This is a genomic window from Streptomyces sp. NPDC042100 (assembly GCF_055582325.1).
In genome coordinates this window covers 335,509-347,774 of sequence record NZ_JBVJDK010000008.1, presented here as the reverse complement: position 1 = coordinate 347,774, position 12,266 = coordinate 335,509, and the positions used below count along the sequence as shown (strand labels likewise).

The following is a 12,266-nucleotide window of genomic DNA, read 5'->3' as shown; positions in this document are numbered from 1 at the left end:
TGAGCGGGATGGACGCGGAGACCGCCGAACTGAAGCTCCTGGAGACGGCCGAGGCGCTGTTCGACGAGCGGGGGGTGCAGGCCGTGGGAATGGACGCCATCCGAGGCGCCTCGGGCGTCTCCCTGAAGCGCGTCTACCAGCTCTACCCCTCCAAGGACCACCTCGTCTGGGCGGTCCTCAAGCGGCGCGACGGGGCCGTCCGGGAGGCCATCGCCGCCCATGGCGCCACCCACGCCACCACCCCGTACGGGCGCTGCCTGGCGGTCTTCGACTACCTCGGCGGCTGGTTCGCCGACCCCGGCTTCCGGGGCTGCGCCTTCATCAACACCTTCGGTGAGATGGGCGGCATCTCCCCGGACATCGCCGAGATCGCCCGAGGGCACAAGCAGGCCCTGCGGGACTACTTCGCCGAGCAGACCACCGCGCTGAACGCCCCGCCCGCCCTCGCCGACCAGCTCGCCCTGCTGGCGAACGGGGCCATGGCCGTGGCGGGCATCAACGGCACCTCGGAGCCCGCCGCGCAGGCCAAGGACGCGGCGAGGGTCCTGCTCGACGCCGCGGTCTCCTGAGCCCGCCCCCCCCCGGACACGCGGAAGGGCCCGCCCGGCTGACGCCGGACGGGCCCTTCGCTCACCCGCTGACGGGTCAGTCGTCGCCCTGCAGGATCGACAGGAGACGCAGCGCCTCCAGGTAGATCCACACCAGGGTCATGGTGAGGCCGAAGGCCGCCAGCCAGGACTCCTCGCGCGGAGCGCCGTACGTGATGCCGTCCTCGACCTGCTTGAAGTCGAGGGCGAGGAAGCAGGCGCCGAGGACGATGCCGATGACACCGAAGAGGATGCCGAGGCCGCCGCTGCGGAAGCCGAGGCCGTCACCGCCCGCGAAGACCGCGAACAGCAGGTTGACCACCATGAGCAGCATGAAGCCCATCGCGGCGGCCATCACGAAGCCGTAGAAGCGGCGGGTGACGCGGATCCAGCGCATCTTGTACGCGATCAGCACACCGGCGAAGACCGCCATGGTGCCGAGCACGGCCTGGATGACCACGCCGTCGGCGATGTACGTCGAGACGGCGGCGGAGATCACACCGAGGAAGACGCCCTCGAAGGCCGCGTAGCCCAGGATCAGCGCCGGCGACGGCTTCCGCTTGAACGACTGGACCAGCGACAGCACCAGCGCCACCAGGGCGGCGCCGATCGCGATGCCGTAGGACTTGCCCAGGTTCGCCGGGTCGACCGGCAGCAGCAGCCAGGCCAGCACGGCGGTGAGCACGACCGTACCGAGCGTCATGGCCGTGCGGCTCACCACGTCGTCGATCGTCATCACGTTGCCGCGCGCCTGCTGCGGCGCACCGAGCGCGGTGTCCTGCGGCGCGTACGGGTTGGTCGCGTACGGGTTGGCCGTGCCCTCGGTGTACGGGGTGCCGGTGGCGTACGGGTTTGTTCCGACGGCGGGGCCCCCGGCCTGCGGCTGCTGCGCGTTGAAGCCGGCGTAGCCGTTGTCGCGGCTGAACCCCCGTCGCGAGAAGACCGGGTTGCTGCTCCTCATCTCACTCCTCCATGGCCGCACTGCGCGGCGTCCCCTCAAGAGTAATAGGGAAGCAAAAGAAACTCCCTAGTGCTCGGGGAGGATCTTTGGAACGTAAGGGGAGGAGAAGGAGACGGGAAGGAAGACGAGCGCGCCGGAGGCCGGTCCTGGCGGCTTCGTCGCCCCAGGGGATCGCGAGGGGCACCCCAGGGCGACCCCGAATCCCGCCGAAAGCGACGAAAGCGACTAATGCGCCAAAAACCCCTCATCTTCACAGGCGAGGGGCGGGAGGAGGCAGTGCCCGGAACCGGATTCGAACCGGTACGGCCTGGAGGCCAGCGAGGTTTAAGCTCGCCGTGTCTGCATTCCACCATCCGGGCGTTCGCGAAGCTCCGCGTTGGCACATGAGCCTATCCGGGCGGGTCGCTCGTTCAGCGGAACGCTCTTCCCGATGTTGTCTTATTTTATTGACACCTGAGGGACTGTCAGTGCAGGTGAGGCCCCTTCGGGAAAGGGTCCTGGGGATCGCGGGGGCGAAGCGCGGGGCGCCGGATTGACGAAAACTCGCCGACAGTCCGCACAGAGTCCGTCAAGATCAGGGTCGCTGTCATACCTCAGGAGGAGAGCCGGGACCCCCGGTCCGACTCCAGGCTGCCCCTGGAACGGGCACGTGGAGGGACGCTGCGGCCCAGAACGTTCGAAACGATGGAGTGGTTCCCGAACAGTCGCAGTGACAGGAGTCCGTCGTGACCACCACTCCCACCGTGCCCCGCTCGACCGCGGTGGCCGCCCGCGCCACCGACCTCTCCAAGGTCTACGGACAGGGCGAGACCCAGGTGGTCGCCCTCGACCATGTCACCGTGGACTTCCGGCAGGGCGAGTTCACCGCGATCATGGGGCCCTCCGGCTCCGGCAAGTCCACGCTCATGCACTGCGTCGCCGGGCTCGACTCCTTCAGCTCCGGCTCGGTGCGGATCGGTGACACCGAGCTCGGCAGCCTCAAGGACAAGCAGCTCACGCAGCTCCGCCGGGACAAGATCGGCTTCATCTTCCAGGCGTTCAACCTGCTGCCGACCCTGACGGCGCTGGAGAACATCACGCTGCCGATGGACATCGCGGGCCGCAAGCCCGACAAGCAGTGGGTGCAGAACGTCATCGACATGATCGGCCTCTCCGGCCGGCTCAGCCACCGCCCCGCCCAGCTCTCCGGCGGCCAGCAGCAGCGCGTGGCCGTGGCCCGCGCGCTGGCCTCCAAGCCCGAGATCATCTTCGGTGACGAGCCGACCGGAAACCTGGACTCGCGCTCCGGCGCCGAGGTGCTGGGCTTCCTGCGCAACTCGGTCCGCGAGCTCGGCCAGACCGTGGTGATGGTGACCCACGACCCGGTCGCCGCCTCCTACGCGGACCGCGTGATCTTCCTGGCGGACGGCCGGATCGTCGACGAGATGCTCCACCCCACGGCGGACGGCGTGCTCGACCGCATGAAGGCCTTCGACGCCAAGGGCCGCACGAGCTGACGCGGCCCCGCGCCGCACCCCGTCCTCCCGCCCCTGCTTCCGTTCAGGACCCCACCCATGTTCCGTACCGCCCTGCGCAACGTGCTCGCGCACAAGGCCAGGCTGCTGATGACCGTCCTCGCCGTCATGCTCGGCGTGGCCTTCGTCTCCGGCACCCTGGTCTTCACCGACACCCTCTCCAACGCCTTCCGCAACCAGTCGGCCAAGAGCTACGACGACGTCGCCGTCGCCGTCAGCGCCGCGCCGAACCAGCACGACCCGAACCAGACGCCGGGCCTCACCGAGCAGACCCGGCAGAAGATCGCCGGGCTCGACGGCGTCGCCGGGGCGACCGGCCGGGTCAACGGCTTCGCGGGCGTCCCGGACAAGAACGGCAAGCTGATCGGCGTCGGCTGGTCCAACAAGGGCACCAACTTCGCCCCCGGCCAGGACGGCAAGGACGCGGCGTACGCCTTCACCAGCGGCACCGGCCCCGTCGCGGACGACCAGATCGCGCTCGACAAGGAGTCGGCCGACAAGGGCGGCTACAAGGTCGGCGACCCGGTCCGGGTGGCCACCAACGGCCCGGTCGAGACGTACACCCTCTCCGGTGTCTTCACCACCGAGGACGGCGCCGTGAACGCCGGCGGCAGCCTGGTGCTGTTCGACACCGTCACCGCGCAGAAGCTCTACCTCAAGCCCGGCCACTTCTTCGACATCACCGTGACGGCCAAGCTCGGCGCCGACGACGCGAAGATCCTCGCCGACGTGGAGAAGGTCGTCGGCGACACCGCCCAGGCCCAGACCGGCAAGGCGCTCGCCGACCAGCAGGCCAAGCAGATCGAGGACGGCCTCGGCGCGCTCAACCAGATGCTGCTCGGCTTCGCCGGCATCGCGCTCTTCGTCGGCATCTTCCTGATCTCCAACACCTTCACCATGCTGGTCGCCCAGCGCACCAAGGAACTCGCGCTGATGCGCGCCGTCGGCGCCTCCCGCAAGCAGATCACCCGCTCCGTCCTCGCCGAGGCCGGTCTGGTCGGCGTGGTCGCCTCCGTGGTCGGCTTCGTCCTCGGCATCGGTCTCGCGGCCGGTCTGCGCTCCGCGATGAGCTCCTTCGGCATGAAGGTCCCGGCCGGTGACCTCGTCATCGGCTCGACCCCGCTGCTCTCCGCGCTCGGCGTCGGCATCCTGGTCACCATGCTGGCCGCCTGGCTGCCGGGCCGCCGCGCCGCCAAGATCCCGCCGGTCGCCGCCATGAGCAGCGTCCACGCGGTGGCCTCCACCAAGTCCCTGGTGCTGCGCAACACCCTCGGCGCGATCATCACCGCCATCGGCGCGGTCTGCATCGTCGGCGGCGCCGGCTCCGGCGGCGAGTCCGGCCGGATGCTGATCGCCGGCGGCGCGTTCCTCGCGCTCATCGGCGTCATCGTGCTGATCCCGCTGCTGTCCCGCCCGGTGATCGCGCTGGCCCGCCCGCTCCTGAAGACCTTCGGCGTGGCCGGTGCGCTGGCCGGTCAGAACGCGGTCCGCAACCCGCGCCGCACCGGTGCCACGGCCTCCGCGCTGGCCATCGGCCTCACCCTGGTCACCGGCCTCTCGGTGCTCGGCGCCACGGTCGGCTCGGCCCTGGACCGGATGACGACCGACCAGGTCAAGGCCGACTACATGATCTCCATGGCGAGCGGGGACGGCCTCAACCAGGCCGCCCTGGACGCCGTGAGCAAGACCCCCGGCCTGACCGCCGTCTCGCCCCAGCAGGCCGGCTACCTCCAGGTGAAGGGCGACTTCAAGTCCGCCTCCGGTGTCACCCCGGGCGCCGTCGAGAAGGTCCTCAACCTGAAGGTGGTCGACGGCTCGCTGGGCTCGCTCGCCCAGGGCCAGATCGCCGTCGACGACAAGACGGCCGAGAAGCAGGGCTGGAAGGTCGGCCAGACGCTGCCGGTCGAGTTCTCGGACAAGAAGAAGGGCTCGCTGACGGTCGGCGCGGTCTACGAGGCCAGCGAGTTCGTCTCGCCGCTGGTCCTGGACGCGAAGATCCTCAACGCGCACGACCCCAAGCCGTACATCCCGCAGATCCTCGTCAAGATGGACGCCGGGGCCTCCGCCTCGGCCGAGAAGTCCCTGATGAAGGCCCTGGGCGACAACCCGGCCATCACGGTGATGGACCAGAAGGACATCAAGGACAACTTCGGCGGCGCCATCAACATGATGCTGAACATCATGTACGGCCTGCTGGCGATGGCCCTGATCATCGCGGTCCTCGGTGTCGTCAACACGCTGGCCATGTCGGTCTTCGAGCGTCAGCAGGAGATCGGGATGCTGCGGGCGATCGGTCTCGACCGGCGCCGGGTGAAGCGGATGGTCCGCCTGGAGGCCGTGGTCATCTCGCTGTTCGGCGCGGTCGTCGGCATCGGCCTCGGCTCCTTCCTCGGCTGGGCGATCGGCGAGACGCTGAAGAGCAGCCTGCCGGACTACGCGCTGGTGCTGCCGTGGGGCCGGATCGGGATCTTCCTGCTCCTCGCCGGACTGGTCGGCGTGCTGGCCTCGCTCTGGCCCGCCCGCAGCGCGGCGAAGCTGAACATGCTGGCCGCGATCAAGGCCGAGTAACACCCCGTACGCGCCGGAGGGCCGGGTTCCCCTGGGGAGCCCGGCCCTCCGGCGTACGGTCAGCTGCCCGCGCAGTACGTCATCAGGTACTGGTGGTTGGCCTTGAACTGGGCGTAGAGCGCCGGGTCGTCGATCTTGAGCAGGGTCTCGTCGTTGGCCCGCAGCGCCGGGTAGGTGTAGTTGTGGCTGCCGGTCCACACCAGCTTGCGCCCGGCCACCCCGTCGTACGTGCCCTCGATCAGCAGGTACTTGGAGTGCAGGCCCGCCTTGGCCACACCAGCGCCCCGGTTCTCGGCGCACTCGACGCGCTGGGTGAGCTTGCCGGAGACGATCGACTCGACGGTGGCGCCCATGGAGCCGGCGGCGCCGTCGTGGGCGAGGACCACCGAGCAGCCGGCGTTCTTGAGGGCGACCAGCTTGGTGGCGACCTCCTTGCGGGTGAAGAGGTTGGCGGCCATCCGGACCTGGGTGCCGCCCGCGCAGGAGACGTTGTCCAGGATCAGCTTCACGGTGTCGGTCGAGGCGTCGTTGTCGTACGTGGTCCCGGCGGCCTCCTTGCGCGGGAAGAAGTACGCCTTGTACGGGCCGCTGGCCGGGGTCTTGTAGTAGTGGGACAGGCCGCTGGTGGAGCTGCCGTGGGTCAGCAGGTCGGCGAAGTAGTCCTGGTAGATGCCGTAGAGGCCGCTGTCGACGATGGTGACGGCGTTGTTGAAGAGGTCGGTGCGCTGGACGCCGGTCATGTTGGCGGAGGTCTGCACGACGACGTCGTTCGCGCCGCCGGTGTTCGAGAACAGCCAGAACTTGTTGTGGTTGATGGCGCCGTCGGGGTCGCCGGGGAGCTGCCGGGAGCCGATGCAGCCTCGGCCGGCGGGGCAGGCGAAGACCCAGGAGCCCTGGGCGCGGTCGGTGCCGAGGCGGGCGACGAGGCGGGTGTACTCGCCGCCGGTCATGGTGACGGAGGTGTGGTCGACGACGACCTTGACGTTCACGCCGCGGTCCTTGGCGGCGCCGAGCGCGTCGGTGACGGTGTCGTCGGTGAAGGTGTAGAGCCCGGCGGTGATGGTGGCGCCCGCCGGGGTCTGGCCGATGAGGCCGACGATGTGGTCGCGGACCCGGTCCTGGGCGGCGGCGTCGCCGGAGGGGTCGTTGAAGGTGGCGGTCGTGGTGACGGCGGCCGGGGCGGCGGTCGCGGCGCCGGCCGGGGCCGGGGAGGCCGCGAGCAGGCCCGCGGCACAGGCCACGGCGAGGGTGAGTCGGGCGAGACGGCGCAAAGGGGCCCCCTGGGGTGCAGTAACGGCATATGCATGACAATCCGGACAGGAAAGTACGGGGTGCCGGTCCGTACCGGCACCCCGCCTTCCGGATCCCGAAGGTCCGAACGTATCAGCGCCCCTCGGCCGCCCCGGCGGAGTCGGCCGCCCCCACCGTCCCGGCGGACTCGCTCCACACCCTCGGCCGCAGCGCCACGCGCGAGGCGCCCGAGCCCGGCGTCCGCACCGCCAGGAACTGGTTCACCCCGATCCGGTTGCGCTCGAAGGAGACCGCCGAGGCCGCCATGTACAGGCGCCAGATCCGCGCCCGGCCCGGCGAGGTCAGCCGCACCGCCCGGTCCCACTCCGCCTCCAGGTTCGCCACCCAGCGGCGCAGCGTCAGCGCGTAGTGCTCGCGGATCGCCTCCACGTCCCGCACCTCGAAGCCCGCGTCCTCAAGGGTCGTCAGGGTGCGGCCCATCGGCGCCAGTTCGCCGTCCGGGAAGACGTACGCGTCGATGAACTCGTCCACCTCGTACGCCTCCTCGTCCGGCTCCGGGCGGCGCGAGATCTGGTGGTTCAGCAGCCGCCCGCCGGGCTTCAGGAGGCCGTACAGCGCGTCCGCGTACTCCCGGTACTTCACCGTGCCCACGTGCTCGGCCATGCCGATCGAGGAGATCGCGTCGAACGGGCCGTCCGCCACGTCCCGGTAGTCCTGCACCCGGATCTCGATCCGGTCGGTCAGCCCCTCCTCCGCGATCCGCTTGCGGGCGAACGCCGCCTGCTCCCGGGAGAGGGTGACCCCGACGACCCGGGCGCCGTACTCACGGGCCGCGTGGATCGCCATCGAGCCCCAGCCGCAGCCGACGTCGAGCAGCCGGTCGCCCTCCTTCAGGGCCAGCTTGCGGGCGATCAGGTCGAGCTTGTCCCGCTGGGCCTCCTCCAGCGAGCCGCCCTCGGTCCAGTACGCGCACGAGTAGACCATCGACGGGCCCAGCACCAGCGCGTAGAAGTCGTTGCCCACGTCGTAGTGGTGGCTGATCGCCTGCTTGTCGCGGCGCCGGGTATGCCGGGCCCCGCTGCGCCCGCGCATCTCCTCCACCGGCGGCTTCGGCGGCGGGAAGGGCCCGGCCAGCTTCAGCAGCGCCGCCACGGCGGCCCGCGCCTTCGGGTCCCGGGCGCTCTCCAGCAGCCCGCGCGACTCCCCGCCGCGCTCCCAGAGCACGCCGGCGAGCCGGTCGAGGACCGTGTACAGGTCCCCCTCGACGTCGATCTCCCCCGCCACCCAGGCCCGCGCGAGCCCGAGCTCCCCCGGCTTCCACAGCAGCCGGCGCAGGGCGCGGCGGTCGCGGATGATCAGTACGGGGCCGTCCGCGGGTCCTGCTTCGCCACCGTCCCAGGTGCGCAGCCGCACGGGGAACGGGACTCCCAGCACGTCCTCGGCGAGGGCGGTCAGCCGCGTCGCGGCGTCGGCCATGATGAAACACCTCCGTGATCTCGTGCCCCAGAAATGCCTGTCACCATGGGAACACCGCCGGTAGGCGTTCCAGTCCCGTTCGAGCACGACCGGTCCGGAAAAACACGCGAAAGGGCCGTCCGCACCACGGATGGCGGACGGCCCTTTCGGGGGGAACGGGGTGGAGCCTAGGAAGCCTTGGCCTTCTCCTGCACCGGGGCGGCCGGCGCCGGAGCGGGCTTGGCCGCCTCGTAGAACTCCTCGCGCGGGGTCTCCATGGCGCCCAGGGAGACGACCTCGCGCTTCAGGAACATGGCGAGGGTCCAGTCGGCGAAGACACGGATCTTGCGGTTCCAGGTCGGCATGGCCATGCCGTGGTAGCCACGGTGCATGTACCAGGCGAGACGGCCCTTGAGCTTGATCTTCGTCTTGCCCAGGACGATCATCGCGACGCCCTTGTGCAGGCCGAGACCCGCGACGGCGCCCTTGTTGGAGTGGGAGTACTCCTTCTGCGGGAAGCCGCGCATCCCGGACACCACGTTGTCGCCGAGGACCTTGGCCTGGCGCAGCGCGTGCTGGGCGTTCGGCGGGCACCAGGCGCGCTCGGCCGGGACGCCGGCCTTGATCGCGGCCAGGTCCGGGACCTGGGCGTTGTCGCCCGCGGCCCACACGTAGTCCAGGCCGTTGACCTGGAGCTTCTCGTTGCAGTCCACGTGGCCGCGGGGGCCGAGCGGCAGACCGAAGCGGGAGAGCGCCGGGTTCGGCTTCACGCCGGCGGTCCAGACGATCGTGTTGGAGTCGACCTCAAGGCCGTTCTTCAGCACGACGTGGCCGTCGACGCAGGAGTCCATCGAGGTCTGGAGGTAGATCTCGATGCCACGGCCCTCAAGGTGCTCCTTGCCGTACTGGCCGAGCTTCGGGCCGACCTCGGGAAGGATCTTGTCGGCGGCGTCGACCAGGATGAAGCGCATGTCCTCGCGCTTCACGTTCTGGTAGTACTTCGACGCGTCGCGGGCCATGTCCTCGACCTCGCCGATGGTCTCCGCGCCGGCGAAGCCGCCGCCCACGAAGACGAAGGTCAGCGCCTTGCGGCGGACCTCCTCATCGGTCGTCGAGTCGGCCTTGTCGAGCTGCTCAAGCACGTGGTTGCGCAGGCCGATGGCCTCCTCGATGCCCTTCATGCCGATGCCCTGCTCGGCGAGGCCGGGGATCGGGAAGGTGCGGGAGACGGCACCCATCGCGATGACCAGGTAGTCGAAGGGCAGCTCGTAGGCCTCGCCGACGAGCGGCGAGACCGTGGCGACCTTGCGGTCCTGGTCGATGGTGGTGACCCGGCCGGTGAGCACCTCCGCTCCGCGCACGACGCGTCGCAGCGGGACGACGACGTGGCGCGGCGAGATGCTGCCGGCGGCGGCTTCGGGGAGGAAGGGCTGGTAGGTCATGTACGACCGCGGGTCGACGACCGTGACGGTCGCCTCCGCGTAGCGCATCTTCTTGAGGATGCGCCGAGCTGCGTACAGGCCTACGTACCCGCCGCCTACTACGAGGATCCTGGGACGCTCCGTGGTGCTCATGCATCCGAGTATCCACCCCTGCCTGGGGGGTTGCTCGTGCGCCCCTTCACAAGCGTGCCGGGGTCCTCTGCTACACTCCGCCGCCCACGTGACCCAGGTCATGGTCCAGCAAAGGAACCACGGGGTGCCGGTGGACGTTGTTCACCCCCTGTGAACTGGCCCGGAGAGCCTTACGCAACGCAGAACCATGGGGTGCGTTCACACGATGGAAACATCGAGCGAAGTGGCCTCCAGACCTGCGAAAGGGCCCTGGGAACCCCCCTGGAGGGACCAAAGGGCCTCCAGGGGCTCCAACAGGGCCCTTTCTCTTGTGAAGAACTTCACGAACTTTTCCGACGGCGTGTCGCGGAGAGGCCCCTGTCAGGGCTCATAGGCGCCCACTATGCGACGGATAGCGCGATCCCATCGAGGATGTCGTGCTCGCTGACGACCACCTCGGCGGCGCCGGTGCGCTCCATGATCTCGACGAGGACCAGGGTCCCGGCGATGATCACGTCCACCCGCCCCGGGTGGATCACCGGGATCGCGGCGCGCTCGTCGTGGGTGGAGGCGAGCAGCCGGGCCAGCACCTCGTCGACCCGCGCGCGGGAGATCCGGGCGTGGTGGATCTTCGTGGAGTCGTACTCCGGGAGACCCAGCGCGACGGCGGCGACCGTGGTGACCGAGCCGGCCAGGCCGACCAGGGTCTCGGCCGCGCCGAGCGGCACGGTCTCGGCGGCCAGGTCGAGCGCGGCGCGCACGTCGGCGCGGATCGCGGCGACCTCGTCGGCGGTCGGCGGGTCGTGCCGGACGTGCCGCTCGGTGAGGCGTACGCAGCCGATGTCGACCGAGCGGGCGGCCTCGACGTGCCGGTTGCCGACGACGAACTCGGTGGAGCCGCCGCCGATGTCCACGACCAGCCGGCGGTCGTCGCCGGTCAGCTCGCCGGTGGCGCCGGTGAAGGAGAACGCGGCCTCCTGGTCACCGGTGATCACCTCGGGCTCGACGCCCAGGATGCCGACGACCCCGGCCACGAAGTCGGCCCGGTTCTCGGCGTCGCGGGAGGCGGAGGTCGCGACGAAGCGCAGCCGGTCGGCGCCGACCCCGTACTCCGCGATGACGGCCGCGTACTCCCGGCAGGCCGCGAAGGTGCGCTCCAGTGCCTCGGGGGCGAGGCGGCCGGTCCGGTCGACGTCCTGGCCGAGCCGGACGATCGTCATCCGGCGGTCGAGCTCGATCAGCTCGCCGGTCTCCGGGTGCACGTCGGCGACGAGCAGGCGGATGGAGTTGGTGCCGCAGTCGATTCCGGCGACCCGGGTCACTCGCCGCCCTCCTTCTCGTCGCCGCACGGCGACACACAGGGGCCCTTCGCCCACCACTCGGGCAGCATGGCCAGGGCCTCGTCGCCGAAGGGGTTCACGCCGGGGCCGGCGACCAGCGAGTGGCCGACGAGCACGTGCAGGCACTTGACCCGGTCCGGCATCCCGCCGGCGCTCGGGAAGCCCTCCAGGACCTCGATGGCGTCGCGGCGGCGCAGGTAGTCCTCGTGGGCGGCGCGGTAGGCGGCGGCGAGCTCCGGGTCGGTGGCGAGCCGGGCCTGCATCTCCTTCATGACCCCGTTGGCCTCCAGGGTCCCGATCGCCGAGGCCGCCCGGGGGCAGGTCAGGTAGTACGTGGTCGGGAACGGCGTGCCGTCGGGCAGCCGGGGCGCGGTCTCGACGACGTCGGGGTTGCCGCACGGGCAGCGGTGCGCGATGGCGCGCAGACCACGAGGCGGCCGGCCGAGCTGCTGCTCGAACGCGGCGACGTCCGCGTCGGTCGGCTCGGTGGGGGCGGTCTGCGGAGGGGGCGTTTCCATGGTGGGTCCTGGGTTCAGTGGCGGTCGGCGCTGTCCACGCCGTCCCACAGGTTGTCGTACCAGGGGCGGTCCGTCGCGCCCTGGTCGGTGCGGGGCCGGTGCTCCGCGTCCGGGTCGGTCACGGTGAAGCCGGTCTCCCCGGGCATCACGTAGTGCAGGTGCTCACGGGCCAGCCGGCGCACATAGGCGGGGTCCTGGAGGCGGGCCTTCTCGTCCCGCAGCTCCTCCACCCGCCGGGCGGCCTCGGCGGCCTTGCGCTGCTGGTCGGCGATCTCGCCCTGCTGGGAGACGTACTGCCGCATCGGGTAGGCGAGGGCCACCACCAGCGAGCAGACGACCAGCGCGAGGAAGGCCGCGCGGCCGGTGAGCCGGGAGCGGCGGGCCTGGCGGCGGGTCTGGGAGCGGTAGACACGGGCGGCGGTCTGCTCGCCGAGCAGCCTGATCCGGGTCGCGGTCGAGAACCGGTCCCGGTCCTTCACAGCCATCCCGCACGCCTCCCCTGTAGCTTCCGACCCTCTT

The 12,266-nt window shown here is 70.6% G+C and carries 10 protein-coding genes and 1 tRNA gene; 3 read left to right on the top strand and 8 right to left on the bottom strand.

All coding sequences use genetic code 11. The annotated features are described in order from the left end of the window. The first annotated feature begins 8 nt into the window (after positions 1-8). Positions 9-569 (top strand): TetR/AcrR family transcriptional regulator, encoded by a 561-nt coding sequence (locus tag ACZ6J5_RS20550; protein ID WP_469393458.1) that lies wholly within the window; start codon positions 9-11, stop codon positions 567-569. Between the two features lie 76 nt (positions 570-645). Here ACZ6J5_RS20550 and ACZ6J5_RS20545 read toward each other — a convergent pair whose 3' ends face one another. Then, positions 646-1,548 carry a Bax inhibitor-1/YccA family protein gene (locus tag ACZ6J5_RS20545; RefSeq protein WP_469393456.1) on the bottom strand — a complete coding sequence of 301 codons (903 nt, stop codon included), beginning with the start codon at positions 1,546-1,548 and terminating at the stop codon, positions 646-648. Between the two features lie 277 nt (positions 1,549-1,825). Further along, positions 1,826-1,907 (bottom strand) — tRNA-Leu (locus tag ACZ6J5_RS20540). A gap of 366 nt (positions 1,908-2,273) precedes the next feature. On the opposite strand from ACZ6J5_RS20540, the gene ACZ6J5_RS20535 reads away from it, so the two are divergent. Both ACZ6J5_RS20535 and ACZ6J5_RS20530 read left to right on the top strand, forming a co-directional pair. Next, the gene (locus ACZ6J5_RS20535; protein ID WP_469393454.1) at positions 2,274-3,044 is read left to right on the top strand and encodes an ABC transporter ATP-binding protein; all 771 of its coding nucleotides are present in this window, start codon (positions 2,274-2,276) and stop codon (positions 3,042-3,044) included. Positions 3,045-3,101: 57 nt separating this feature from the next. Beyond that, positions 3,102-5,630: an ABC transporter permease gene (locus ACZ6J5_RS20530; protein ID WP_469393453.1), complete on the top strand. Its 2,529-nt coding sequence runs from the start codon at positions 3,102-3,104 to the stop codon at positions 5,628-5,630. 59 nt (positions 5,631-5,689) lie between these two features. On the opposite strand, the gene ACZ6J5_RS20525 is transcribed toward ACZ6J5_RS20530, so the two are convergent. The 6 genes from ACZ6J5_RS20525 to ACZ6J5_RS20500 all read right to left on the bottom strand — a co-directional run bounded on the left by ACZ6J5_RS20525 (position 5,690) and on the right by ACZ6J5_RS20500 (position 12,232). Next, positions 5,690-6,901, bottom strand: a complete 1,212-nt coding sequence (locus ACZ6J5_RS20525; protein WP_469393451.1) for a phospholipase D-like domain-containing protein — start codon at positions 6,899-6,901, stop codon at positions 5,690-5,692. 112 nt (positions 6,902-7,013) lie between these two features. Next, positions 7,014-8,357, bottom strand: a complete 1,344-nt coding sequence (locus tag ACZ6J5_RS20520; protein WP_469393449.1) for a class I SAM-dependent methyltransferase — start codon at positions 8,355-8,357, stop codon at positions 7,014-7,016. Positions 8,358-8,524: 167 nt separating this feature from the next. After that, positions 8,525-9,910: an NAD(P)/FAD-dependent oxidoreductase gene (locus tag ACZ6J5_RS20515; RefSeq protein WP_469393447.1), complete on the bottom strand. Its 1,386-nt coding sequence runs from the start codon at positions 9,908-9,910 to the stop codon at positions 8,525-8,527. Positions 9,911-10,290: 380 nt separating this feature from the next. Continuing rightward, positions 10,291-11,211, bottom strand: coding sequence for a Ppx/GppA phosphatase family protein (locus ACZ6J5_RS20510; RefSeq protein ID WP_469393445.1), 921 nt, complete (start codon positions 11,209-11,211; stop codon positions 10,291-10,293). Then, positions 11,208-11,747: a DUF501 domain-containing protein gene (locus tag ACZ6J5_RS20505; RefSeq protein ID WP_469393443.1), complete on the bottom strand. Its 540-nt coding sequence runs from the start codon at positions 11,745-11,747 to the stop codon at positions 11,208-11,210. Before ACZ6J5_RS20505 ends, ACZ6J5_RS20510 begins: the two co-directional genes overlap by 4 nt. Positions 11,748-11,761: 14 nt before the next feature. Then, positions 11,762-12,232, bottom strand: coding sequence for an FtsB family cell division protein (locus tag ACZ6J5_RS20500; RefSeq protein WP_362477668.1), 471 nt, complete (start codon positions 12,230-12,232; stop codon positions 11,762-11,764). Between the last annotated feature and the right edge of the window lie 34 nt (positions 12,233-12,266).